Source organism: Rhizobium sp. AN80A (assembly GCF_030053015.1).
Taxonomy (GTDB): domain Bacteria; phylum Pseudomonadota; class Alphaproteobacteria; order Rhizobiales; family Rhizobiaceae; genus Rhizobium; species Rhizobium metallidurans.
In genome coordinates, this window is record NZ_JASJPX010000003.1 from 697573 (window position 1) to 723876 (window position 26304).

20 protein-coding genes and 4 pseudogenes are annotated in these 26304 nt (G+C 62.3%); 21 read left to right on the top strand and 3 right to left on the bottom strand.

The features are described from left to right. Positions 1–50 precede the first annotated feature (50 nt). The 12 genes and pseudogenes from P3R82_RS14980 (at position 51) to P3R82_RS15035 (ending at position 12099) form a co-directional block, all read left to right on the top strand. Positions 51–1001 (top strand): nucleoside hydrolase, encoded by a 951-nt coding sequence (locus P3R82_RS14980; protein WP_283194416.1) that lies wholly within the window; start codon positions 51–53, stop codon positions 999–1001. 177 nt (positions 1002–1178) lie between these two features. Further along, positions 1179–2020, top strand: a pseudogene (gene cobA / locus P3R82_RS14985) (uroporphyrinogen-III C-methyltransferase). After that, the gene (locus P3R82_RS14990) at positions 2017–3357 is read left to right on the top strand and encodes a cobyrinate a,c-diamide synthase (protein ID WP_283194417.1); all 1341 of its coding nucleotides are present in this window, start codon (positions 2017–2019) and stop codon (positions 3355–3357) included. Before cobA ends, P3R82_RS14990 begins: the two are co-directional and overlap by 4 nt. Further along, positions 3354–4355, top strand: a complete 1002-nt coding sequence (gene cobD, locus P3R82_RS14995; RefSeq protein ID WP_283194418.1) for a threonine-phosphate decarboxylase CobD — start codon at positions 3354–3356, stop codon at positions 4353–4355. The genes P3R82_RS14990 and cobD overlap by 4 nt, the downstream gene beginning before the upstream one ends. Then, a pseudogene (gene cbiB / locus P3R82_RS15000) lies at positions 4352–5331 on the top strand (adenosylcobinamide-phosphate synthase CbiB). Before cobD ends, cbiB begins: the two are co-directional and overlap by 4 nt. Positions 5332–5604: 273 nt before the next feature. Further along, positions 5605–5883, top strand: coding sequence for an acyl carrier protein (locus P3R82_RS15005; RefSeq protein ID WP_018900650.1), 279 nt, complete (start codon positions 5605–5607; stop codon positions 5881–5883). A gap of 222 nt (positions 5884–6105) precedes the next feature. Further along, the gene (locus P3R82_RS15010; RefSeq protein WP_026283376.1) at positions 6106–6588 is read left to right on the top strand and encodes a 3-hydroxyacyl-ACP dehydratase FabZ family protein; all 483 of its coding nucleotides are present in this window, start codon (positions 6106–6108) and stop codon (positions 6586–6588) included. Further along, positions 6585–7780: pseudogene (locus tag P3R82_RS15015) on the top strand (beta-ketoacyl-ACP synthase). The gene P3R82_RS15010 and the pseudogene P3R82_RS15015 overlap by 4 nt, the downstream one beginning before the upstream one ends. 11 nt (positions 7781–7791) lie before the next feature. After that, the gene (locus P3R82_RS15020) at positions 7792–9078 is read left to right on the top strand and encodes a beta-ketoacyl-ACP synthase (protein ID WP_047505454.1); all 1287 of its coding nucleotides are present in this window, start codon (positions 7792–7794) and stop codon (positions 9076–9078) included. Positions 9079–9233: 155 nt separating this feature from the next. Further along, complete coding sequence (locus P3R82_RS15025; RefSeq protein ID WP_018900646.1) at positions 9234–10262, top strand: zinc-binding dehydrogenase; 1029 nt, start codon at positions 9234–9236, stop codon at positions 10260–10262. Positions 10263–10266: 4 nt separating this feature from the next. Beyond that, positions 10267–11199, top strand: coding sequence for a lipid A biosynthesis lauroyl acyltransferase (locus P3R82_RS15030; protein WP_283194419.1), 933 nt, complete (start codon positions 10267–10269; stop codon positions 11197–11199). A 169-nt stretch (positions 11200–11368) separates the two neighbouring features. Continuing rightward, a pseudogene (locus P3R82_RS15035) lies at positions 11369–12099 on the top strand (PAS domain-containing protein). Here the strand turns inward: P3R82_RS15035 and P3R82_RS15040 are convergent. Further along, entirely contained in the window at positions 12100–12453 is a 354-nt protein-coding gene (locus P3R82_RS15040) for a VOC family protein (protein WP_283194420.1), read from the bottom strand. It lies immediately after the preceding pseudogene. Between the two features lie 12 nt (positions 12454–12465). Then, a complete protein-coding gene (locus tag P3R82_RS15045; RefSeq protein ID WP_283194421.1) occupies positions 12466–12864 on the bottom strand; it encodes an SRPBCC family protein in 399 nt (132 codons plus the stop codon). A gap of 335 nt (positions 12865–13199) precedes the next feature. Between P3R82_RS15045 and gndA the strand changes: the two genes are divergently transcribed. Next, entirely contained in the window at positions 13200–14630 is a 1431-nt protein-coding gene (gene gndA, locus P3R82_RS15050; RefSeq protein WP_283194422.1) for an NADP-dependent phosphogluconate dehydrogenase, read from the top strand. A 107-nt stretch (positions 14631–14737) separates the two neighbouring features. Here the strand turns inward: gndA and P3R82_RS15055 are convergent, their stop codons facing one another. Beyond that, positions 14738–15769 (bottom strand): LacI family transcriptional regulator, encoded by a 1032-nt coding sequence (locus tag P3R82_RS15055; RefSeq protein WP_183898960.1) that lies wholly within the window; start codon positions 15767–15769, stop codon positions 14738–14740. 453 nt (positions 15770–16222) lie between these two features. Here P3R82_RS15055 and P3R82_RS15060 point away from each other — a divergent pair, with 453 nt between their 5' ends. The 8 genes from P3R82_RS15060 (at position 16223) to mgrA (ending at position 26283) form a co-directional block, all read left to right on the top strand. Further along, positions 16223–17458, top strand: coding sequence for an ABC transporter substrate-binding protein (locus P3R82_RS15060; RefSeq protein ID WP_283194423.1), 1236 nt, complete (start codon positions 16223–16225; stop codon positions 17456–17458). Between the two features lie 218 nt (positions 17459–17676). Next, positions 17677–18582 (top strand): sugar ABC transporter permease, encoded by a 906-nt coding sequence (locus P3R82_RS15065; protein ID WP_183898958.1) that lies wholly within the window; start codon positions 17677–17679, stop codon positions 18580–18582. Positions 18583–18586: 4 nt separating this feature from the next. Continuing rightward, positions 18587–19513: a carbohydrate ABC transporter permease gene (locus P3R82_RS15070; RefSeq protein WP_283196351.1), complete on the top strand. Its 927-nt coding sequence runs from the start codon at positions 18587–18589 to the stop codon at positions 19511–19513. 3 nt (positions 19514–19516) lie between these two features. After that, a complete protein-coding gene (locus P3R82_RS15075; protein WP_283194424.1) occupies positions 19517–20602 on the top strand; it encodes an ABC transporter ATP-binding protein in 1086 nt (361 codons plus the stop codon). 114 nt (positions 20603–20716) lie between these two features. Continuing rightward, positions 20717–23182 (top strand): glycoside hydrolase family 2 protein, encoded by a 2466-nt coding sequence (locus tag P3R82_RS15080; protein ID WP_283194425.1) that lies wholly within the window; start codon positions 20717–20719, stop codon positions 23180–23182. A gap of 42 nt (positions 23183–23224) precedes the next feature. Beyond that, positions 23225–23986: a sugar phosphate isomerase/epimerase gene (locus P3R82_RS15085; RefSeq protein ID WP_283194426.1), complete on the top strand. Its 762-nt coding sequence runs from the start codon at positions 23225–23227 to the stop codon at positions 23984–23986. Between the two features lie 8 nt (positions 23987–23994). Then, entirely contained in the window at positions 23995–25128 is a 1134-nt protein-coding gene (locus P3R82_RS15090) for a Gfo/Idh/MocA family oxidoreductase (protein WP_283194427.1), read from the top strand. Positions 25129–25251: 123 nt separating this feature from the next. Next, a complete protein-coding gene (mgrA, locus tag P3R82_RS15095; RefSeq protein ID WP_283194428.1) occupies positions 25252–26283 on the top strand; it encodes an L-glyceraldehyde 3-phosphate reductase in 1032 nt (343 codons plus the stop codon). Positions 26284–26304: the final 21 nt, after the last annotated feature.

Genomic DNA, 26304 nt, shown 5'->3' on the forward strand with positions numbered 1-26304 from the left:
CGCTATGGTGGCCGCCAATACATGCCAGAGACCATGCAAGAGGGACGATTATGCATAAGGTGATTTACGATACGGATCCGGGTGTTGACGATGCGATGGCGCTGCTTTTCCTGCACCGTCATGCCGACATCGATCTGATCGGCATCACGACCGTGTTCGGCAACGCCTCGATCGAGACGACGACGCGCAATGCACTGTTCCTCAAGCGCGAATGGAACATTCCGGCACCCGTCGCCAAGGGTGCGAGCGTGACCATCGATCCGTCGCGCAAGGAAGGCGCCTGGCCGACCTTCGTGCATGGCGATGACGGGCTCGGCAACATCGACGTGCCCGAAGTCGTCGACGTGCCGCTCGATCCGCGTCCGGCCTACAAGTTCATCATCGACACCGTGCGCGCCAATCCTGGCGAGGTGACGCTGGTGGCTGTCGGGCGGATGACAAATCTTGCACTTGCGCTGAAGGAAGATCCTGAGATTGCCGGCCTTGTGAAGCAGGTCGTCATCATGGGCGGCAACTTCTATGTGCCTGGCAATGTGACGCCTGTCGCCGAAGCCAATATCCATGGCGATCCCGAGGCCGCCGATATCGTGCTCACCGCCCCGTGGCAGGTGGTCGTCATCGGTCTCGATGTCACCGCGATCACCACGATGAGCCGTGGCTATCTCGGCGAGATGGCGGCCAGGGGCGACAAGGCGGTGCAGCTGCTCGACAAGCTCTCGCAGTTCTACATCGACTTCTACAAGCATGCCGTCGAGGACGGGATGATGGTGCATGACAGTTGCGCCTGCGTCTACGTGGTGGCGCCGGAGCTCTTCACCACCATATCGGGCGCCATGCGCGTGGTGTGTGGCGGCATCGCCGATGGCCAGACGATCGTCAAGCAGGACGGCCGTCGCTTCCCGCCGGGCGACTGGGACGGCCTGCCGAGCCAGATCGCCTGCACCGGCATCCAGTCGCAAGAGGTCATTGACCTGATCCGCGACACGTTGCTCGACGCTTAGTCGGCAATCGTCATTGTTGTTTCGGCGCAAGCACATTGGCGAATCCATTCAGCCGCTTGCGCCGATATCCTCATATTTTGAGTCCGCTTGGTGGGCTTCATTTGGCGTGATCGTGACCTGCATTTTCGCCGCGTTTGCGGCGTTGACGTCGTCCGCCGCCGGGCATAGATCATCGTCATGATCGAAACGGTACTTTCTCACCTCCCGGCGATGGATCGCGGCAGTGTCTGGCTCGTCGGCGCGGGGCCCGGCGACCCGGGCCTTTTGACGATGCTCGCAGTCAAGGGGCTGATGGAAGCCGATGTCGTCGTGCACGACGCGCTGGTCGATGCCGAGTGCCTGAAGCTTGCGCGGCCGGGCGCCGTTCTCGAATATGCGGGAAAGCGCGGCGGCAAGCCGTCCGCCAAGCAGCGCGACATCTCGCTTCGTCTCGTCGAGCTCGCGCAGGCGGGCAATCGCGTCCTCAGGCTGAAGGGCGGCGATCCCTTCGTCTTCGGGCGTGGGGGCGAGGAGGCGCTGACGCTGGTCGAGTATAACGTGCCGTTTCGCATCGTGCCGGGGATATCGGCGGGGATCGGTGGGCTCGCCTATGCGGGCATCCCGGTTACCCACCGCGACATCAATCATGCTGTGACGTTTTTGACCGGCCACAATTCATCGGGGCTGGTGCCGGACGCGATAAACTGGGATGCTATAGGCAAGGGCTCGCCCGTCATCGTCATGTATATGGCGATGAAGCATATTGCCGAGATCAGTGCCAACCTGATTGCCGCGGGCGCTCCCGCAACGAACCGGTCGCCTTCGTCTGCAATGCTTCGACGAGCGCGCAAGAGGTTCTGGAAACGACGCTCGGCGAGGCGCCGGCCGCGGCGCTGTCGTCAGGCATCGAGCCGCCGGCGATCGTGGTGGTCGGCGAGGTGGTGCGGTTGCGTGGTTCTCTCGATTGGCTGGGTGCGCTGGCCGGACGACGGTTGCATCCCGATCCGTTCCGGAGGTCCGGCAGTAAGGAGACGGCATGAGTGGTCTGTTGATTGCAGCCCCGTCCTCCGGGTCGGGAAAGACGACGGTGACGCTTGGGCTCCTCAGGGCGCTTCGCAAGCGTGGGGTGGAGGTCGCGCCCGGGAAGGCGGGGCCTGACTATATCGATCCTGCCTTTCACGCCGCTGCCAGCGGTGTCGCCTGTCTCAATTTCGATCCCTGGGCGATGCGTCCCGAACTGATCGCCGCCAATGCGACGCTGCATCGCTCGGGTGACCGGCTCTTGGTCATCGAGGCGATGATGGGCCTCTTCGACGGGGCGGCTGATGGCAAGGGTACGGCGGCGGATCTGGCGGCGATGCTTGGTCTTTCGGTCGTTCTCGTCGTTGACGCCTCGCACATGTCGCAATCCGTCGCCGCACTCGTGGCCGGCTTCGCGGGCTTTCGCGCCGATGTGCGGATCGCCGGCGTCATCTTGAACAAGGTTGGCGGCGACCGGCATGAGATGATGCTGCGCCAGGCGCTCGAGGCGAGCCGCATGCCTGTGATCGCGGTCGTCCGCCGCGACGCCGAGATCGCGCTGCCGGAGCGGCATCTCGGTCTGGTGCAGGCGGGCGAACATGAGGCGCTGGAGAAATTCGTCGAGCATGCGGCGCAGGCGGTCTCGCAGAACTGCAATTTCGACTTCCTGATGCGGGTCGCGAGACAGGGATTCGCACGGCCATCGACCGCCAATATCGACCGTTTGCCGCCACTCGGCAGCCGGATCGCGGTGGCGCGCGATATAGCCTTTGCCTTTTGCTACGAGCACATGCTGCTAGGCTGGCGGCGTCGCGGCGCTGATATCTCGTTTTTCTCGCCGCTTGCCGACGAGCCGCCGGAGCGGACCGCCGACGCCATCTATCTCCCCGGCGGTTATCCTGAACTGCATGCCGGACGGATCGCCGCCGCCTCGACCTTTCGGGCGGCCATGCGCCAGGCGGCCGAAAGCGGGGTGCGGATCTATGGGGAGTGCGGCGGTTACATGGTGATGGGCGACGGGCTGGTGGACGCCAGCGGCGAGCGCCACGAGATGCTCGGGCTGCTGCCGCTGGTCACCAGCTACGAGGAGCGCAAGCGTCACCTGGGTTATCGGCGGGTCTATCCCATCAACGGCTCGTTCTTCGCGCAGCCGATGACGGCGCACGAGTTTCACTATTCGTCGGTGGTGTCAGAGGGCGAGGCGGACCGGCTTTTCAAGGTGACCGACGCGTTGAACAACGATCTCGGCACGGCTGGCCTGCAGCGCTGGCAGGTGGCCGGGTCCTACATGCATCTCATCGATGTGGCGGCTCAGCTGTCTGGGCCGGCAGGTGGCGCGGGTGGACCGGCACGATGAATGCGCCGATCATCCATGGCGGTGGCATAACGGCCGCCGCGGCTCTTTATGGCGGCAAGCCCGAGGACTGGCTCGATCTTTCCACCGGTATCAGTCCGTTTCCGGCGGTCCTGCCTGATATCCCCATACGCGCCTGGCACCGCTTGCCGGATCAGCATCTCGTGCACGCGACGCGCGAGGCGGCGCGGCATTATTATGGAAGTGGCGACAGCCTGCCGTTGCCGGTGCCCGGCACCCAGTCGGTCATCCAGCTTCTACCGCGCTTGATCGCGGCGGGCAGACGCGTCGCCATTCTCGGGCCGACCTACGGTGAATATGAGCGGGCCTTCGTGATGGCGGGAGCGGCTGTCGATCGGCTTGATGGGATCGACGGGGTCGGCGACCATCACGCGCTTGTGGTCATCGTCAATCCCAACAATCCCGATGGCCGGATCTACCAGCCCTCCATGCTGCTTGATCTTGCGCGCCGGCTGGCGGCGCGGCGAGGGCTTCTCGTGGTCGACGAGGCGTTCGGCGATACGGTTGCCGACGCGAGTGTCGGCGGCCATGTCGCGGATCATCCCAACCTCATCGTCTTTCGCTCCTTCGGCAAGTTCTTCGGTCTTGCCGGTCTGCGGCTCGGCTTCGTCATCGCGGCGAGGGAAATTCTCGATCGGATCGAGAGCCTGCTCGGCCCCTGGGCCGTTTCCGGGCCGGCGCTGTCGATCGCCGCGTCCCTGTTGCGCACGGATACAGAGCCGCTGCGGCGCGCGATCGCTAAGCGCAGCGAGGCGATGCGTGACGTTCTGACCAAGGGCGGGCTTCGCATTCGCGGCGGCACCGCGCTCTTCTTGCTGGTCGAAGACGAGGCGGCGGATGCGTTGCAGGCACATCTGTGCGTGCATCATATTCTGGTCCGCAAGTTCGATTATGCCCCTTCCTGGCTGCGCTTCGGCGTGACCGCGGATACCAATGGCGATCTCAGGCTCGCCGATGCCCTGTTGAGCTTCGATCGATGATTTTTGAACTGAACCTTCTCGTGCTGGTGCTTGCCCTGATGCTCGACAGGATCGTCGGTGATCCCGATGTGCTCTGGGCGCGGCTGCCGCATCCGATCGTCCTGTTCGGCAAGGCGATTTCGCGGATGGAGACGCTGTTCAACCGTACGGAACTGGCGGGCGAAAGCCGCAGGCGCAACGGCATGCTCGTCATCGCCGCCCTGCTTCTGGTCGCCATCGTCGCCGGCGTTGCGCTGCATCTCTTCTTCACGCTTTTCGGGCTCGCCGGCATTCTGCTCGAGGTTCTCATCGTCACGGTATTCCTGGCGCAGAAGAGCCTTGCTGATCACGTCGAGGCGGTCGCGACCGGTCTTCGGCAGGGGGGCTCGATGGCGGGCGGAAGGCCGTGTCGATGATCGTCGGGCGTGACCCGGAAACGCTGGACGAGCCGGCCGTCTGCCGGGCGGCGATCGAGAGCCTTGCCGAGAACTTTTCCGACGGCGTCGTCGCGCCTGCGCTGTGGTATCTGGTGTTCGGCCTGCCGGGGCTGCTTGCCTACAAGATGCTCAATACCGCGGATTCGATGATCGGCCACAAGTCGGAACGCTATGTCGACTTCGGCTGGGCGTCGGCGAAGCTCGACGATCTCGCAAACTGGCCGGCGGCGCGGTTGTCGATCGCGCTGATCGCGGCGGGTGCGTGGCTTAGACGCGGCGGCGATGCCTGCCGCGAGGCGTTCAAGATCGCGATGCGCGACGGCGGCATGCATCGCTCGCCGAACTCGGGACGCCCGGAAGCGGCGATGGCGGGCGCGCTCAACGTGCAGCTCGCGGGGCCGCGCGTCTATTCCGGTGTGGTGGTCATGGAGCCGATGATCAATGGCGGCGGCAGGGAGACCGCCGTGATCGAGGATATCGACAGTGCCGTGTCCGTCTTTTACGCCAGCTGCTCGGTCCTTGCCTTCGTCGTTCTGGTGGTCTTCCTGTTTCTTCTGTAGATCAGCGTCGATACCAATATTCGCATTGATTACCATTCTCCTCCCGGCAATGCCGCGCGGTTCTTCGACATGATGGGGCAAGTCGACACGAGGGTCGTCGTCACCAGCCGAGCGGGACGAAAGGTCGCGGAAACGGTTGCCGGCTGCCTTTCCTTCCATGCTGTTTAAGCAACAGTGCCGTCGCAAATTGCGCGTCGGGCTGGACGAAAGCATTGGCTTTTGAAATGGATTTGCCTATGAGGGGGAAAACTATCATTTCCAAGAGGTACAGGCGTGACCGCTACATTCGATAAAGTTGCCGACATCATTGCAGAAACCAGCGAGATCGATCGTGACACGATCACGCCGGAAAGCCATACGATCGACGACCTCGGTATCGACAGCCTCGACTTCCTCGATATCGTGTTCGCCATCGACAAGGAATTCGGCATCAAGATCCCGCTCGAAAAGTGGACGCAGGAAGTCAACGAGGGCAAGGTCTCCACGTCGGAATACTTCGTGCTGAAGAACCTCTGCGCCAAGATCGACGAACTGCGCGCCGCCAAGGCCTGATCGATACGCACAATTTTTTTCTCCGCCCTGTCGCCATTCACCATGGCGGCCGGGCGGTTTTGTTACTAAGTAGGCCCACAGGGTCGCGCTTTGCGAAATCGGCTCCGATTTTCGCAAGGCTCGGTCCTGTCGATTAGAAAATGATAGAGCGTCCTTTGTGCGTCCATCCGTACGCACGGCGCTCTAGCCGACGGCATGTTGCCTGTGCGGCCGGAGGATCCGATGCTCCTGGAATACTTCCAGATGATCGATCGCGTCGAGGCGGTCGACCTTCAGACCAAGACACTCAAGGCACGTTCCGTCGTGCCGGCCAAGAGCCCGGTGTTCGAAGGTCATTTTCCCGGCATGCCCCTTGTCCCGGGCGTGCTTCTCATTGAAACCATGGCGCAGGCATCCGGCATGCTGGTGTTGGCGGCGACCGATTTCGCGGCGATGCCGTTCCTGATGTCGGTCGACGGCGCGAAGATGCGCACTTTCGTCGAACCGGAGGCGGTCCTCGATATCGAGGCGTTTCTGGAGCACGACGGCTCGGGCTTCGCGGTCACCAAGGCGAAGATCACCAGTGGCGGCAAGAAGGTATGCGACGCGCAGCTGAAGCTGCGCACCATGCCTTTCAGCGAAATACCGCTTGGTGACATCGTCAAGAAACGCGCCAGCGAAATCGGCCTGATGGATGCAATCGCCGCGCAGGGAGTGAATGGATGAGCAAGGCTCAGAATGATGTCGTCATCACGGGCGTCGGTATCGTAACCTGTCAGGGCGTCGGCAAAGAGCCGCATATCGCGCTGCTCAACGCAGCCGACGCGCCGAAGACGGTTGTCGAGACCGAGAAGTTCAAGCCCTATCCGATCCATCCGCTGCCCGAGGTGGACTGGTCGCTGCAGATCGCCAAGCGCGGCGATCAGCGGCAGATGGAAAACTGGCAGCGCATCGGCGTGTTCGCGGCGGGCCTTGCGCTCGACGACGCCGGCCTCAAGGACAATGTCGAAGCCTGCGGCACGATGGACATGATCGTGGCGGCCGGCGGCGGCGAGCGCGACATCAATGTCGATACGCTGATCGTCGATGAAGGACTGAAGCGCAACGACCGCGAAGTTCTCTTGAACGAGAAGCTCACGACCGAGCTTCGTCCGACGCTCTTCCTGGCGCAGCTCTCCAACCTGCTCGCCGGCAATATCTCGATCGTCCACAAGGTCACCGGCTCCTCGCGCACCTTCATGGGTGAGGAATCGGCCGGCATCTCCGCCGTCGAGACCGCGTTCTACCGCATCAAGTCGGGCGATCCTCGCATGCGCTGGTTGGCGGCGCGTTTTCGGCCGAGCGTCTCGACATGGTTCTGCTCTTCGAGGCGATCGGCTCGCATTCGCGCGGCGACTGGCAGCCCTTGTGGTCGCGCAAGGATGGCGGCATCACCAGCGGCTCGCTCGGTGCGTTCCTGGTGCTCGAATCGCGGGCGCATGCCGAAGCGCGCGGTGCCCATATCTATTCGACGATCTCCTCCATCGAGGGCGATCGCGGCAATCGCGGCGCCGGCAATCTCGAAAAGCGCCTCGAGCGGCTGCTCGAGCCGGCCCGGGGCCTGGCGGCTGAAAGCACGGCGATCTTTTCCGGCTCCTCGGGCATGCCCGAGCTCGCCTCGCGCGAGAAGGCGGTTCTGGAGCATCAGCTGCCGGGCGCTGCCATTCGTGGTTTCGGCGGCGTGACCGGCCATGGGCTGGAGGCGCATTTCACCCTCGGGCTGGCGCTGGCCGCCCTTGCCATCGACGGCGAGGCCAAGGTTCCGGCATTCGACGGCGCCCATGAAAAAGCAATGACATCAGGCACGAAGGCCGCTGTCGTCACGACGGTCGGGCATCAGCGTGGCGAAGGCGTCGCCGTTCTGTCGGCGGACGCGTGAGGAGCAGGCACATGACGGATCAAGCTTACAAGGATCATCTCGGCCGCCCGATCGTGGCTGTGACCGGCGTCGGCATCATGACCTCGCTGGGGCAGGGCCTCAAGGACAACTGGTCGGCGCTGATATCGGGCAAGTCCGGTATCCACGACATCAATCGCTTCCCGACCGACGGTCTTTCGACGCGCATCGCCGGCACCGTCGATTTCATCGACGTTCCGGCACCGAACGCCGTCGAGCGCTCTTACGCATTCGCGCGCGAGACGACGATCGAGGCACTGGCCGACGCCGACATATCCGGCGATTTCAACGGTCCGCTGTTTCTCGCAGCACCGCCGATCGAGCCGGAGTGGATTGCCCGCTTCGAACTCGGCGATCGTTCGCCGCCGCCCTCGCAGCCGGGCGACGCCTACGACCGCTTCCTGACGGCGATGCGCCAGCGTCCCGATCCGGCGTTCCACGAGGCGGCGCTGTTCGGCGCGATCTCGGAGCGTCTGGCCGATCGTTTCGGTACGCGCGGTCTTCCGGTGACGCTGTCGACGGCCTGTGCCTCGGGCGCGACCGCGATCCAGCTCGGCATCGAGGCGATCCGCCAGGGTCGCACGAACCGTGCGCTTGCTGTTGCGACCGATGGCTCGGTGAGCGCCGAGGCGCTGATCCGCTTCTCGCTGCTCTCGGCGCTGTCGACGCAGAACGACAACCCGACCAAGGCCTCCAAGCCGTTCAGCAAGGATCGCGACGGCTTCGTCATCGCCGAAGGTGCGGCGACGCTGGTGCTGGAATCGCTGGAATCGGCGATTGCGCGCGGCGCCAAGGTGCTTGGCATCATGAAGGGCGCCGGCGAAAAGGCCGACAGCTTCCACCGTACCCGGTCTTCGCCGGATGGCGGCCCGGCGATCGCGACGATCCGCGCAGCTCTTGCCGATGCCGGCATGGACGAAGGTGATATCGGCTACATCAATGCCCACGGCACGTCGACGCCCGAAAACGACAAGATGGAATATGGCTCGATGCTTGCTGTCTTCGGCGACCGCATGGCCTCCATCCCGCTGTCGTCGAACAAGTCGATGATCGGCCATACGCTGACGGCGGCTGGTGCCGTGGAAGCGGTGTTCTCGCTGCAGACGATGCGCACCGGCACGCTGCCGCCGACCATCAACTACACCAACCCGGATCCGGCCATCGTTCTCGACGTGGTGCCGAATGTGAAGCGGGATGCGCAGGTGAATGCCGTGCTTTCCAACTCCTTCGGCTTCGGCGGCCAGAACGCCAGCCTTGTCATGGCGCTGGAACCGGCTTAGAGAACCGCCTTGCTCCTCATCCCTGTGCTTGTCACAGGGATCCAGCAGCGCTGCGTCCGCAGCGCGGACGAGTCTTTTCACGCGAAAGACTTCGCGTGGCTGGATCTCCTGTGACGAGCACAGGAATGAGGTATCTGACCAAAGGAAAATCCATTATGCGCGCTCTGCAACTGATCGACGACCGCAAGCTCGAGATCACCGATCTGCCTGAACCCGATGCGCCCGGCGCCGGCGAAGTGACGCTGCGCGTCAAGGCGGTCGCGCTCAACCATATCGATGTCTGGGGCTGGCGCGGCATGGCGTTCGCCAAGCGCAAGATGCCGCTCGTCATCGGTGCGGAAGCATCCGGTGTCGTCGAGGCGATCGGTCCTGGCGTGTCCAACGTGCTTCCGGGCCAGCTGGTCGCCGTCTACGGCGCGCGCACCTGTGGTCTCTGCCGTCCGTGCCGCGAGGGTCGCGACAATCTCTGCGAACACGTCTCGGGCGTTCACGGCTTCCATCTCGACGGCTTCGCGCAGGAGAAGGTCAACCTTCCGGCTCGCCTGCTGGTTCCCGCACCTCCCGGCGTCGATGCCGTCGGTGCGGCCGTTGCACCGGTTACCTTCGGTACTGTCGAGCATATGCTGTTCGACAACGCCAAGCTTGAGCCGGGCGAAACGATCCTCGTGCATGCCGGCGGCTCCGGTATCGGCACGGCTGCGATCCAGCTTGCCAAGAAGATCGGCTGTACCGTCATCACGACAGTCGGCTCCGACGACAAGATCGAGAAGGCCAAGGCGCTCGGCGCCGATCACGTCATCAACTACCGCACCGACCGTTTCGAGGGCGTGGTGCGCAAGCTCACCAAGAAGAAGGGCGTCGACGTCGTCTTCGAACATGTGGGCAAGGATACCTGGGCGGGCTCGATGCTCTGCCTGAAGCGCGGCGGGCGCCTCGTCACCTGCGGCTCGACATCGGGCGTGTCCACCGACATGAACCTGATGATGTTGTTCCAACAGCAACTGAAGCTGCTCGGCTCCTTCGGCTGCCGCATGGAAAACATGGCCGACGCCATGCAGAAGATGGGGCGCGGTCTCGTGCATCCCGTCATCGACACCGAGGTCGGCTTCGACGATATCGACCGGGCGCTCGAGCGCATGGAATCGCGCCAGATCTTCGGCAAGATCATCCTGAAGATGGATTGATCCCTTGGAGCTGTTCATTACCCGGATCGTCCTGAAACTGGACCATTTTCGCCAGTGGCTGATCGCGCAGGTGATGTTCGGCTTCCTGAACTTCCTGAAGATCTTTCCGGCCGACGGAGCGATCAACTTCATCGACTGGCTGATGCGCAAGATCGGCCCGAAGATGAAGCGCCACAAGCTGATTCTGGCCAATCTTCGCAACGCCTTTCCTGAAAAGAGTGACGAGGAGATCAACCAGATCGCGCTTGGCAGCTGGGCCAATATGGGCCGGCTTGCGGCGGAATACGTGTTTCTCGACCGTCTGTTCGATTTCGATCCCGAGAAGAGCGAGCCGGGCAGGGTGGAGGTGTCGGGCATCCCGATCTTCCTCGATCTTCTGGAAAACCCGCGTCCCTTCATCGTCTTTACCGGGCACACCGGCAATTTCGAGCTGCTGCCCGTGGCGGGCGCCGCCTTCGGGCTCTATGTCAGCGTTCTCTTCCGGCCGCCAAACAATCCCTACGTGGCGCAGAAGGTGTTCGATTTCCGCAGCGCGCGCATGGGCAAGCTGGTGCCGTCGCATGCCGGATCGTCCTTCGCGCTCGCCCGCCAGCTGGAAGCGGAGCAGGGGGTCGGCGTGCTTGTCGACCAGAAATTCGGGCGCGGATTGAAGACCGAATTCTTCGGCCGGCCGGTGAAGACCAATCCGTTGCTCGGAAAGCTGGTGCGCCAGTTCAACTGCGAGGTCTACCCGGCCCGCTGCATCCGTCTCCCCGGCAACCGCTACCGGCTGGAAATCGAGCCGAAGGTGGAATTGCCGCGCGATGCGAACGGCAATCTCGACCTGACAGCCACGGCGCAGCTGCTCAACGACAAGGTGGAAAGCTGGGTCCGTGAATATCCGGAACAGTGGCTCTGGTATCATGACCGGTGGGAGATCAAGCGCCAGCTGATCTAGAATGCCGGCCATTACATCTTGTCATTGAAAAACAGGATGTCTTCATCATTGAACATGAAGTGACGTCATGTTACCGATTTCTGACAGTCGGGATGAGGGGGCGATGGTCGCCTGCTCATGATCCGGTATAACATAGCAATTCCCTCACTGAATGGGCATGGGAGGCGTGGTGCTCGGGCTTTTTCAGGCATTCTCGTTGCGGTGTTCGCAAATTGATGAGGCTATAAGGCTTGGTGACGATGCGCGGGTGAGCAGCCTCGACGGGTCGATCGACGCGCTTATCGAAACGATTCTCGGATACCGCGCCACCAATCTGTTCTATGCGCACATGCAGATGCAGTTCGTCGGCTGCCTGATCGATCAGTATGCCGAAGACAGCGAGATCGGTGCGCGAGCATGTGAAGCTACTCTCCTACATGATGGAGCAGTATCTGGGTTCGACGGTGCCGCGCTGGCAGATGCCGCCGCTGGAGCGCATGGATCGCGAACGCGTGTCCGCGCCCGCGGCCTACGTGCCCAACACCGACAACGGCAATTTCCTGAACTCGGCTATCCTCGAATCGCTGCCGGATCGGGTGGCGGTGCTGACCAAGGACTATCGCTACCTCTACGCCAATGCCGCCAGTTCCGCCTACGCCAAGCGCAAGCCGTTCGAGATGGTCGGGCGGCATGTGAAGGAGGTTCTCGGCGAGAAGCGGTTCGTGGATTGCATGAAGGGGATGCTCGACGCTTGTTTCGCGGGCGAAACATGCGATCACACCTATGAACGGCGCGAGGACAACGTCGTGCAGAGAACGCGATATCGCATGTCGCCGCTGCGTGATTCTGTCCGGCTATATCATCGGTGCGCTGGTCGTCTCGCAGGATGCCGGATCGTCGGCGGCCAATCTCGCCGCCTGATCAGGCCTTCGTCCAGACCGCCAGTTCGTATCCATCGGGATCGGCGAAATGAAAACGGCTGCCGCCCGGAAAGCCGAAGATCGGGCGAACGATCTTGCCGCCGGCGCCTTCAACCGCCTGCAAGGCCGCCGACAGGTCGTCGGCATAGAGGATGACGAGAGGGCCGCCGGGGCGAGGTGCCTCGACGTTGGTGAAGCCGCCCTTCAGACGTCCGTCGTCGAATTCGCAGTAACTGGGCCCATAGTCGGTGAAGCGCCAGCCGAAAGCCTTGCCGTAGAACGCCTTGGAGCGCTCGATATCGGCGACGTTGAATTCGACATAGTCGATGCGGAGCTCGGTTTTCGTTGATGTCATCGGTCCCCCCCTCTAGATTTCCATCAGCTTCTTCAGCGCCTCGAGATCGCGCGCCACATGCGCCGCGTCGGCCTCGAACTGCTCGTCGGTCATATCCGGCAGCCGCAGCAAAGTGAACATCACCTCGCAGCCGTCGCCATTCGTGATGATCCTGAGTGCGTTGTAGACGCGCAAGCCGTTGGCGATCGTGACGGTGTGGTCGAGAACGCCGAACTCGTTATGCGGGGCGAAGCTGACACGCACGGTTCCAAGCACACCCTTGGCAATCCAGTCGTCGCCGCTTTTTTCAAGGCCGGAGGCGAGGCCAGACGCCCAGAGCGGCATATTCTCGGGCGCGCCGGCGAAGGCCCAGACGTCCCGCCAGTTTCGCTCGATCGACCGATGAATGATTCTTGCCGGCATTGTCGCCATGGGCTTGCTCCTCCTTCGCTGTTCGTGGGCGGCTTAACGTCGTTTTCCGACCTGTCTCACTGTCGCAACGATGCCAGCGGCATCAAAGCCACCGAGCGAGCGGCCTCGTCGGCAATATGGGTTCGGCTCGCGACAGAAACAATACGCGACCGATCCGGGGCGGATCGAACTTGCCGGATGAGCCAGAGAGTGCCACAACACCGGTCCAATTTGACTAAAGCGCCTCGCGATCTTCCAGATTCACCCGTTGCGCTCTAGATCTTTGTTTTACCGCATGTCGTTGTCGCAAAGCCGCTTCACACTTTTGCGCGACATGCTCTAACCGGAGAGTTAACGTGGAAAAGGCAGAAATCGGGCTGATCGGCCTTGCGGTCATGGGTTCCAACCTCGCTCTGAACATCGCGGAAAAGGGCAACAAGATTGCGGTGTTCAACCGTACGCCCGACAAGACCGACGAGTTCTACGAGAGCGCCGGCGATCTGAAGAAGCAGATCATTCCATGCAAGACGATCGAGGAGTTCGTCGAAGCGATCCGCCCGCCACGCCCGATCATCATCATGATCAAGGCCGGTGAGCCGGTCGATCAGCAGATGGAGCTGCTGCGTCCGCATCTCTCCAAGGGCGACATCATGATCGATGCCGGCAACGCCAACTTCCGCGACACGATCGCCCGCTTCGACCGCCTCAAGGACACCGACCTGACCTTCATCGGCATGGGTGTTTCCGGTGGCGAGGAAGGTGCGCGCCACGGCCCGTCGATCATGGTCGGCGGCACGGAGGATAGCTGGAAGCGCGTCGAGCCGGTGTTGACCTCGATCGCCGCCAAGTACAAGGGTGACCCCTGTGTTGCCTGGCTCGGCAATGACGGCGCCGGCCACTTCGTCAAGACGATCCACAATGGCATCGAATATGCCGACATGCAGATGATCGCCGAAATCTACGGCATCCTGCGCGACGGCCTCGGCAAGAACGCCAAGGAAATCTCCGGCATCTTCGGCGACTGGAACAAGGGCCGCCTGAACTCCTATCTCATCGAGATCTCCGAGAAGGTGCTGGCCGCCACCGATCCGATCTCCGGCGGCGCGATGGTGGACATGATCCTCGACAAGGCCGGCCAGAAGGGCACCGGCAAGTGGTCGGCGATCGAAGCGCAAAACATGGGCATTCCGGCAACGGCGATCGAAGCGGCTGTTGCCGCCCGCAGCCTGTCGTCGATGAAGACCGAGCGCGAAGCCGCCGAGACGATCTTCGGCAAGCCGGAGTACAAATTCCCGGTCGCCTACGGCCCCGAACTCGTCAAGGATCTGGAACTGGCGCTCTTCGCCGCCAAGATCGGCGCCTACGCACAGGGCTTCGCGGTGATGGCGGAAGCCTCGCGCGAGTTCAAGTGGTCGCTGCCGATGCCAACCATTGCCAGGATCTGGCGTGACGGCTGCATCATCCGCTCGCAGTTCCTCGACGAGATCACCTCCGCCTTCACCAAGGCGCCGGATGCGGCCAACCTGATCGTGACGCCCGCCTTCTCGGATATGGTCAAGGAATCGCTGCCGGCGCTTCGCCGCGTCGTTGGTGCGGCTCTTCAGGCCGGTCTGCCGGTTCCGGCGCTCACCTCGGCGCTCACCTACTTCGACGCTTACCGCCAGGGCCGCGGCACCGCCAACCTGATCCAGGCACAGCGCGACTTCTTCGGCGCCCACGGCTTCGATCGTCTCGACGGCAAGGACTTCCACCACGGTCCGTGGGGCAGTGGCGCCGCGACGTTCTAAACGGCGGACAAGACGTGACTTGACGCAAAACAGCCGGGTCCATGCCCGGCTGTTTTGCTTGATGTGGTGCGTCGATACGGGCGGGCCGCCACCCAGTAATGCCTGGCTTACGCCTTCCACACGGGCTGGCTGATGCTCTGCAGCAACTCGGGCTCGACGCCGTCGATGCGGGCGATGACGGCCTTGGCCATCTCGCGCCCGGCATGGCGGACGTCTTCATAGGCGGTGATGATCTCCGGACGGATCCAGTTGAGGATCGGAGCCGATTCCTTCGAGGCCATGTCGACGTCCCGGCCGAGGCGCTTGCCGGCGGCTTCGATGCCGGCGTTGACGGCGATGGCGGCGCTGCCGGCGAGACAGACGATGCCATCGGGCGCGTTGCCTGAGCGCATCATGGTTTCGACGGCGTTGCGGATCTCGTCCAGTGGCGTGTCGATGGTGACGCGCAGCGGCACTTCCTCGGCGCCATAGTCGTGGAGGCCTGTCTGGAAGCCGATGCGGGTGTGCGTGTAATAGGTGAGCTTGCTCGGAGGCTGTAGGAGGGCGATGCGCCTGCGGCCGCGCGCGACCAGTTTGGCGACCGCCTGGTGGGCAAAAGCCTCGTTGTCGAAATCGTGGAAGGGATGCATCAGCCCGGCATCGGTGCGTCCGTGCGTCGCGAAGGGCATGTTGCGCTCGCTAAGCAGCCGCACACGGGGATCGTCGGGCTCGATGCGGGAGATGATGACGCCGTCGGCCGAACCTGTCTCCAGGATGTAGCGGACGGGCAGCATCGGGTCCTTGCTGTGCGAGTGGGGGGTGACGACGATGTGGTAGGGCGTGCCGGTCAGCACCTCGGAGATGCCGAAGACCAGCTGGCTCGAGAAGCCCATGATCTCCTCGTCGATGCTGAGAACCAGAGCGATGACGTTGGTCTTGCCGGTCCTGAGACGCACGCCGGCGCGGTTCGGCTGGTAGCCGAGCTGGCTGGCCACCATGCGCACGCGTTCCTTGGTCTCCGCGCCGATATCGGGCGCATCCTTCAATGCTCGGGAAACCGTGGTGATGCCGAGGCCGGTCATGAAGGCAATCGTCTTCAGTGTCGGTCTCTCCCGAGATGGCTCGGTCACCGTCGCCCCGAAATTCGCTTTGTTTTTCATCCCTCTAGGCCGTCCTACGCGATTTGGTTCGCTTATAGATGCTTTTCGCAGCGCTGTAAGCACGAATACACAAATGTCGTTCCCTCCCACGGGCCTTAAAATCTGTAACGTTGCAGTAGAAATGTCGAGCGATTTTTCCGATCGTTCCGGCTCTCGTGCTCTCAATGGTTGAATCGATGGTTTTTGCACGAATTTTTTGCACTTGCGAACGAAAATCGGAAGTCATGTGACGATACCAGTAGAATATATCGTTATTAAACATTGTGATAGCGCGTGTGTGCGATTGCACATCGCCGGATGTTGGTCTTGCGGCGCCTTGCGGGAAAGGGTCTTTAAAGACAGGCAATGGTAGCAAAGCAGGGTCGAAAAGAAAATTTTAAGGGGTGGCTGTTGCGCGGCAATATCGATTGAACTAAGTTTTTCCGGCAACGTTTCAGTGAGGGAGGAGAACTCATGAATATTCGTTTGATGGCGGCAGCGCTGTGCGCATCCGTCGCCCTGCCGCTCGGTGCGGCACAGGCCACCGATCTCGAAGTCACGCACTGGTGGACCTCGGGTGGCGAAGCCGCCGCCGTGGCGGAACTCGCCAAGGCATTCGACGCGACCGGCAACAAGTGGGTCGACGGCGCTATCGCCGGTTCCGGCGGTACGGCGCGTCCGATCATGGTCAGCCGTATCACAGGCGGCGATCCGATGGGCGCCACCCAGTTCAACCACGGCCGCCAAGCCGAGGAACTGGTGCAGTCCGGCCTGATGCGCGACCTGACCGATGTCGCGACCGCCGAGCGCTGGAAGGACATCGTCCGTCCCGCGAGCCTGCTCGACAGCTGCACGATCGACGGCAAGATCTATTGCGCACCTGTGAACATCCATTCCTGGCAGTGGCTGTGGCTTTCCAATGCCGCCTTCAAGAAGGCCGGCATCGAAGTGCCGAAGAACTGGAATGAATTCGTCGCGGCGGCTCCTGCGCTTGAAAAGGCCGGCATCGTGCCGCTCGCCGTCGGCGGCCAGCCGTGGCAGGCTGCAGGCGCCTTCGATACGCTGATGGTGGCGATCGCCGGCAAGGACACGTTCCTGAAGGTGTTCAAGGACAAGGATGCGGATACCGCGGCCGGTCCGGAGATCGCCAAGGTCTTCAAGGCGGCCGACGACGCCCGCAAGATGTCCAAGGGCAGCAATGTCCAGGATTGGAACCAGGCAACCAACCTCGTCATCACCGGCAAGGCCGGCGGTCAGATCATGGGTGACTGGGCGCAGGGCGAATTCGCTCTGGCTGGCCAGAAGGCCGGTACCGATTACACCTGCCTTCCGGGGCTGGGCGTGAACGAAATCATCTCCACCGGTGGTGATGCGTTCTACTTCCCGGTGCTCAAGGATGCTGAAAAGACGAAGGCCCAGGACGTTCTCGCCAAGACGCTTCTCGATCCCAAGACCCAGGTTGCCTTCAACCTGAAGAAGGGCTCGCTGCCGGTTCGCGGTGACGTCGATCTCGCGGCCGCCAACGACTGCATGAAGAAGGGTCTCGACATCCTTGCCAAGGGCAATGTGGTCGAAGGCACCGACCAGCTGCTTTCGGCCGACAGCCAGAAGCAGAAGGAAGACCTCTTCTCGGAGTTCTTCTCCAATGCCTCGATGACGCCTGAAGACGCGCAGAAGCGTTTCGCTGAAATCATCGGCTCCGCCGACTGATCGTCTGCTCGTGCTGCCGCGATCCGGCTTTCCGCCCAGGAACGGAGAGCCGGATGTGCCCTAGCCGCTGATGGCGGCGGGCTCGCGGCAGTGCTTTCCCGATGCGTTCCCGCCGCGAGAATGCGGCTGGAACCATCCGGGGCAAGAGACGGGAGCGGTGTCCGGCAACGGCCGCTGCTCTCGGTCACAGAAGCAAGTGCGTGTCAGGAGGAAACACAATGACGGGTCCAGCGAAAGCCGGCCGGCCAAATCAGTTGCTGCGCAATCTGAATTCCAAAATCGCATCCATCCCGATGATCCTTACCGCCGTGGTCATCTTTCTCGGCGGAACGCTCTGGACGGTGTTCTATTCCTTCACCAACTCGAAGCTCCTGCCAAGGATGAGCTTCGTTGGTTTCGACCAGTACAAGCGGCTCTGGGCCGCGCCGCGATGGATCGTGTCCATCGAGAACCTCGCCCTTTACGGCATCTTTTCCCTGATCTTCAGCCTGGTGATCGGCTTTACGCTGGCCGCGCTGATGGATCAGAAGATCCGGTTCGAGAATGCGTTCCGGACGATCTTTCTCTATCCCTTCGCGCTGTCCTTCATCGTCACCGGCCTTGTCTGGCAATGGGTGCTCAATCCGGAATTCGGCGTGCAGTCGGTGGTGCGTTCGCTCGGCTGGACGAGCTTCACCTTCGATCCGCTCTATACGCCGAGCATCGTGATCTACGGCGTGCTGATCGCAGCGCTCTGGCAGGGAACGGGCCTCGTCATGTGCCTGATGCTCGCCGGCCTGCGCGGGATCGACGAGGACATCTGGAAGGCCTCGCGTGTGGACGGCATTCCGATGTGGAAGACCTATCTCTTCATCGTCATCCCGATGATGCGTCCCGTCTTCATCACCACGCTCGTCATCATCGCCTCCGGCATCGTCAAGGTCTACGACCTCGTGGTGGCGCAGACGTCCGGCGGACCCGGTATCTCGTCGGAAGTGCCGGCCAAGTATGTCTACGACTACATGTTCCAGGCGCAGAACCTGGGGCAGGGCTTCGCCGCCTCGACCATGATGCTGATCACGGTCGCGATCATCATCATTCCATGGGCTTATCTGGAATTCGGGGGAGGGCGTAAACGTGCCTGATACCATCGCTCTCAAGACCGCCGAGGTCGCCCTTTCGCCGGTCAAGTCCTTCGACGGACCGAATGGTTCGAAGCCGAAGCGGGTGCTCTCGCCACGCAACATCATGCTCTACGGCACGCTGTTCGTCGCCGCCGCCTACTACCTGCTGCCGCTCTACGTGATGATCGTCACGTCGCTGAAGGGGATGCCCGAAATCCGCATGGGCAACATCTTCTCGCCGCCGATGGAAATCACCTTCGAGCCTTGGGTGAAGGCCTGGGCGACAGCCTGCACGGGCCTCAACTGCGACGGTCTCTCGCGCGGGTTCTGGAACTCGGTCCGGATCACAGTACCATCCGTCATCGTCTCGATCGCGATTGCGTCGGTCAACGGCTATGCGCTCGCCAACTGGCGCTTCAAGGGATCGGAACTGTTCTTCTCGATCCTCGTCATCGGCGCCTTCATTCCCTACCAGGTGATGATCTATCCCATCGTCATCGTGCTCAGGGAAATGGGGATCTACGGCACGCTGACGGGGCTGATCATCGTGCACTCGATCTTCGGCATGCCGATCCTGACGCTGCTCTTCCGCAACTATTTCGCATCGCTGCCGCAGGAGCTGTTCAAGGCCGCCCGCGTCGATGGCGCCGGCTTCTGGCAGATCTTTCTGAAGATCATGGTGCCGATGTCGCTGCCGATCTTCGTCGTCGCCATGATCCTGCAGGTCACCGGCATCTGGAACGACTTCCTGTTCGGCGTCGTCTTCACCCGGCCGGAATACTATCCGATGACCGTGCAGCTCAACAACATCGTCAATTCCGTCCAGGGCGTGAAGGAATACAACGTCAACATGGCCGCAACGATCCTGACGGGTCTGGTGCCGCTCATCGTGTATTTCGTGTCGGGACGTCTGTTCGTCCGCGGTATCGCCGCAGGCGCAGTGAAAGGCTGATCCATGAATTCAAGCGTTTCCATCAAAGACCTTTCGCTGAACTTCGGCGCCGTCAGCGTGCTCAAGGATCTCAACCTCGAGATCAATGACGGCGAGTTCCTGGTGCTGCTCGGCTCTTCCGGCTGCGGCAAGTCGACCCTGCTCAACTGCATTGCCGGCCTGCTCGACATCAGCGAGGGACAGATCCACATCAAGGGCCGGAACGTCACCTGGGAAGAACCCAAGGACCGCGGCATCGGCATGGTGTTCCAGTCCTACGCGCTCTATCCGCAGATGACCGTGGAGAAAAACCTCTCTTTCGGCCTGCAGGTGGCCAAGATTCCGCAGGCCGATATCGAGAAGCGCGTGGCCCGCGCCTCGGAGATCCTGCAGATCCAGCCGCTCCTGAAGCGCAAGCCGGCGGAACTATCCGGCGGCCAGCGGCAGCGCGTGGCGATCGGCCGTGCCTTGGTGCGCGATGTCGATGTGTTCCTGTTCGACGAGCCGCTCTCCAACCTCGACGCCAAGCTGCGTTCGGAGCTGCGCGTCGAGATCAAGCGGCTGCACCAGTCGCTGAAGAACACGATGATCTACGTCACACACGACCAGATCGAGGCGCTGACGCTCGCCGACCGCATCGCGATCATGAAGAACGGCGAGATCCAGCAGCTTGCCGATCCGACGACGATCTACAACAAGCCGGGCAGCCTGTTCGTCGCCGGCTTCATCGGCTCGCCGTCGATGAACTTCCTGCGCGGCGAGATCGCCAAGCGGGGCGATGCCACCGTGTTCACCGCCAACGGTGTCGATTTCAACGTCGATGCCTATGAGGCGAGCGGGCCGCTGCAGGCGGGCCGCAAAGTGACGCTCGGCGTGCGGCCGGAGCACATCAAGGTCAACGAGAACCTCGGCGCCGAGGTGCACGACGCGACCGTCGATATCGAGGAGCCGATGGGCGCCGACAACCTGCTGTGGCTGAAGCATGCCGGACATACGATGTCGGTGCGCATCAACGGCGCCCGCCGCTTCAATCCTGGCACCGCCGTCAAGCTCGGCTTCGACATGTCGCTGGCGTCGATCTTCGACGCCGAGACGGAACTGCGCCTCTAGACGACTACGCTGCGGGCGGCGCCGTCCCAAGCGGTTCCGCCCGTTCTTCCAATACCACATTCGGCCGCAGCCCGGTGACGGGTTCTCCCAAGAGCGGCCTGATCGGACAGTGCTATGACATCCTTGCCCACCAACGGGTTCAACCTCGACCTCTCAGGCTCGTGGAAGCTCACCTCCACGGATGGTGAAATCACCGCGCCGATCACGCTTCCCGGCGACGTGCATTCGGCGCTGCATGCCGCCAGGCTCATCCCCGATCCCTATTTCGGCCGCAACGAAGAGGTCGTGCAGTGGGTGGCGCATCGCGACTGGTCGATCGAGCGCAGCTTCACGGTCTCCGAGCCCGATGGCGACTGGTATCTCGATATCGATTATCTCGACACCGTGGCTGCGGTCTTCATCAACGGCTCGCCGGCGCTTGTCGCCGACAACAGCTTCCGCCGCTATCGCCCGGATGTCAGCAGTCATCTGAAATCCGGCGAGAACGTCATCCGCATCGTGCTGCATTCGAGCATCGCGGCGGGCGCCGACCGGCAGGGCAAGCAGCCTTTCTACATTCCCTATTCGACCGGCAATTCGCCGATCCCCAACGGCAACATGCTGCGCAAGCCGCAGTGCCATTTCGGCTGGGACTGGAACATCGCGATCGCGCCGCTCGGGCTTTACGGCACGATCGCGCTGCGTCGGCTCGACACCGCCCGCATCGAGCATGTCACCACCCAACAGGTGCATAATCTCGACGGTTCCGTCGATCTCAAGGTCTCGGCGACGCTGTTTGCCAAGAACCCCGGCATCGTTCCCGTGCATTTCTCGCTCGATGGCGAGCGGGTGCGTCTCGATGTCGGCGTCAGCGCTGGCGAGACCGTCGTCAACCATGTGTTCGAGATCGCCAAGCCGCGCCTCTGGTGGCCGGCGGGAAGCGGCGAGCAGGCGCTTTATGCGCTGACCGTCGATCTGCCTTCCGATGCCGTCACCAAGCAGATCGGTCTGCGCACGGTCGAGCTCATCACCACGCCTGATGCCGCCGGCGCCCGCTTCGCGATGAAGGTCAACGGTCGCGAGATCTTCTGCCGCGGCGCCAACTGGATTCCCGCCGACGCGCTGTTTTCGTTGTCTTCGCCCGAGAAGACCGAGGACCTGCTGCAATCGGCCAAGTCCGCCAACATGAACATGATCCGCGTCTGGGGCGGCGGGTTCTACGAGCACGATCATTTCTACGACCTCTGCGACCGTCTCGGCCTCATGGTCTGGCAGGACTTCATGTTCGCCTGCAACCTCTATCCCTCGACCGAGGACTTCCTCGACAATGTCGCGCTCGAAGTCGACTACCAGGTTCGCCGGCTGAACTCGCATCCGTCGATCGCGCTCTGGTGCGGCGATAACGAGCTGGTGGGCGCGCTCACCTGGTTCGAGGAATCGCGCAAGGACCGCGACCGCTATCTCGTCTCCTACGACCGCCTCAACCGGGTGATCGAGCAGGCGATGAAGAAGGCGGCGCCGGATGCGATCTGGTGGCCGTCGAGCCCGGCGTCGGGCTATCTCGATTTCGGCGATGCCTGGCATGCCGACGGTTCCGGCGACATGCACTACTGGTCCGTCTGGCACGAGAACAAGTCGTTCGACAATTATCGCTCGGTGCGCCCGCGCTTCTGCTCGGAGTTCGGCTTCCAGTCCTATACCTCGCTGCCCGTCATCAGGACCTATGCCGAGGCCAAGGACATGAACGTCGCGTCGCCGGTCATGGAGCTTCACCAGAAGAACGCCGGCGGCAACGAGCGCATCGCCGGCACGATGTTCCGCTATTTCCGCTTCCCGAAGGATTTCCCGAACTTCGTCTATCTCAGCCAGATCCAGCAGGGTCTCGCGATCAAGACGGCGGTGGAATACTGGCGGTCGCTGAAGCCGCACTGCATGGGCACGATCTACTGGCAGCTCAACGACACATGGCCGGTGGCCTCGTGGTCGAGCCTCGATTACGGCGGTCGCTGGAAGGCGATGCACTATCTGGTCAAGCGCTTCTTCCAACCGGTCGCGGTCGCCGCCATTCCGTCCGACGACGGCAAGCAGATCCGCTTCTCGCTGGTCAACGACACGCTTGCCGACGTCAGTATCGACCTGTCGATCTCGATCATCGACATGAAGGGCGAGCGCAAGCACCTCAAGGATGTGCAGGCGGTCTGCAGCCCTGACGCGGCGGTGACGGCTGCCAGCATCGAGGTCTCCGAGATCCCCTCGGGTACGCTGCTCGCCTGGCGCTTCACGGCGTCGAACGGCATGGGCGGCGAGGGGCATTACGTTGATGGCACCTACAAGGCGCTGGAGCTCGAGCCCGCGGGCCTGATGGTCACGCACGAATATGTCGAGGAGGACGGCTCTGTCTGCCTCAACGTCACCGCCAAGGGACTTGCGCTCTTCGTGATGATCGAGACCGAGGCCGACGGCAAGTATTCCGACAATGCCTTCGATCTGGCGGCGGGCGAGACGCGCCGCATCACCTTCACCCCGGCCGCGCCGCTTGCTGATGGCGCTTTGCCGGACTTCCGTTTCTACGACCTGCAGTCCTGCCAGTCCGTGGATTGATCCTGATTGAAATGAATGGGCACGAGGCCCAAGGAGGATACTATGACGAAACTGAGCTTCCAGCTTTATAGCGCCCGCAACTTCCAGCCCTATTCGGCGATCTTCGAAAAGCTCGGCAAGGCCGGCTATCAGGAAGTCGAAGGCTTCGGCGGTATCTATGCCGATCTCGACGATGCCGGCCTCAAGGGCCTGCGTGCCGAACTCGACAAGAACGGTCTCACGATGGCGAGCGGTCACTTCAGCCCCGATTTCCTCGATGGCGAAGTGCAGAAGTCTTTGAACATCGCCAAGATCCTCGGCATGGATTCCATCTACGCACCGCATCTTGCCGCCGATGAACGTCCGACCGATGGCGCCGGCTGGCTGGCCTTCGGCAAGCGCCTGCAGGAAATGAGCAAGCCCTACAAGGATGCGGGCTACGAGTTCGGCTGGCACAATCACGACTTCGAATTCGTCAAGCTTTCAGACGGTTCGCTGCCGATCGAGCGCATCTTCGAAGGCGCGCCAGACATTTCGTGGGAAGCGGATATCGCCTGGGTCGTTCGCGGCGGCGCAGATCCTTTCGCATGGATCGAGAAGCTCGGTTCGCGCATCACCTCGGCGCACGTCAAGGACATCGCGCCAGCTGGCGAAAACAAGAACGAGGACGGCTGGGCGGATGTCGGCCATGGCACGCTCGATTGGGCGAAGCTCGTCGCGGCGCTGAAGGGCACCAAGACCAGGCACTACGTCGTCGAGCATGACAATCCTGCCGATATCGATCGCCTGATCACCCGCTCGATCGCATCCTTCAAGACCTACTGAGGACTATCATGACCAAGGAACTTGGCGTCGGCATCATCGGATGCGGCAACATCTCCACCACCTACTTTTCGCTGGCGCCGCTCTTCAAGGGGCTCAAGATCGTCGCCTGCGCCGATCTCAACAGGTCGGCGGCCGAGGCGCGTGCCGCCGAATATGGCGTCAAGGCGCAGACGATCGAGGAACTGCTCGCCAATGAGGAGGTCGACGTCGTCGTCAACCTGACCATCCCGGATGCGCATTTCCCGGTGTCGAAGGCGATCCTTCTGTCCGGCAAGCACGTCTATTCGGAAAAACCGCTGGTTCTCACCCTCGAGCAGGGTGAGGAACTGCGCCGTATCGCCAAGGAGAAGAACCTCTCCGTCGGTTGCGCGCCAGACACCTTCCTCGGCGGCGCGCATCAGCTCGCCCGCAAGTATATCGACGAGGGCGGCATCGGTCGCGTCACCTCGGGCGCATGCTACGTCATGAGCCCGGGCATGGAGATGTGGCATCCGAACCCGGATTTCTTCTTCCTGCCCGGCGGCGGCCCTATCCTCGATCTCGGCCCCTACTACATCGCCAACCTGATCAACCTGATCGGACCGGTGAAGCGCGTCGGCGCGATGACCTCCATGGCTTCGCCGACCCGCACGATCACCAGCGAACCGCGCAACGGCGAGGTTATCCCGGTCAGAACGCCGACGACGATCCAGGCGATCCTGGAATTCGTCAACGGCGCGACAGTCACGCTGACCGCCAGCTGGGACGTCTGGTCGCATCGCCACGCCAATATGGAACTCTACGGTACCGATGGTTCGCTCTACGTGCCGGATCCGAACTTTTTCGGCGGCGTCGTCGAGGCCAGCGGCCGCGACAAGGACATCAAGCCGCTCGACGACTGGGAGCATCCCTTCGGCATCTTCAACCAGGAGAGCCCGCAGGGACCGCGCGCCAACTACCGCACGGCGGGTCTGGCCGACATGGCGATGGCGATCATCGAGGGGCGCGATGCGCGCTGCTCGCTCGATCGCACGCTGCATGGCGTCGATGTCATGACATCGATCCTGAAGTCGGGTGACGAAGGTCGCTTCATCGAGCTGACGACGACCTGCACGCAGCCGGCCGCACTCGGCATCGAAGAGGCCCAAGCGCTTCTGAAGTGATTGGCTCTCTTGAAGTGATTGGCGCTTATGACGTGACGGGCACTCTTGAAGTACGTGCCTAAAGGTCTATGGTCCGGCGCGGGCGACCAACCCGCGCCATTTCTACATGAGGGACGAGGACATATGAGCTGGCAACCGGCTTCCGACCGCTATTCGAAGATGAAGTACAACCGCACGGACCGTTCCGGCCTGAAGCTTCCGGCCGTTTCGCTCGGCCTCTGGCACAATTTCGGCGGCGACACGCCGCATGACCGCAAGATCGACATGTGCCGCACGGCGTTTGATCTCGGCATCACCCATTTCGATCTCGCCAACAATTACGGCCCGCCTCCCGGCAGCGCCGAGACCGCTTTCGGCGAGATCATGCGCACCGAATTTTCCGGACTGCGCGACGAGCTGATCATTTCGTCCAAGGCCGGCTACGACATGTGGCCGGGTCCTTACGGCGAGTGGGGCAGTCGCAAGTATCTGATCGCCTCCTGCGACCAGAGCCTGAAGCGCATGGGTCTCGACTATGTCGATATCTTCTATTCGCACCGCTTTGACCCGGATACCCCGCTGGAAGAGACCTGTGGCGCGCTCGACCATATCGTGCGCTCCGGCCGCGCGCTCTATGTCGGCATCTCGTCCTACAATTCGCAGCGCACCCGCGAAGCCGCCGCCATCCTCAAGGATCTCGGCACGCCGTGCCTGATCCACCAGCCGAGCTATTCCATGCTCAACCGCTGGGTCGAGGACGACAAGCTGCTCGATACGCTCGATGAGGTCGGCATGGGCTCGATCGTGTTCTCGCCGCTGGCGCAGGGCATGCTGACGACGAAATATCTCGGCGGGATCCCCGAGGACAGCCGCGCGGCGCAGAACCACTTCCTCAAGAAGGATTTCATCCGCCCGCAGATCATCGACAACATCCGCAAGCTCAACGAGATCGCCGAACGCCGCGGCCAGACGCTGGCGCAGATGGCGATCGCCTGGGTGCTGCGCGGTGACCGCGTGACCTCGGCGCTGATCGGCGCCAGCCGCTCGTCGCAGATCGTCGATTGCGTCAAGGCGCTCGACAATCTCGAGTTCACCGCCGAGGAGCTGAAGGAGATCGATGGTTACGCCCGCGAGGCCGACATCAATCTCTGGGCGAAGTCCGCCGAACGCGAATAAGCAGACGCGCCCGGAACGATC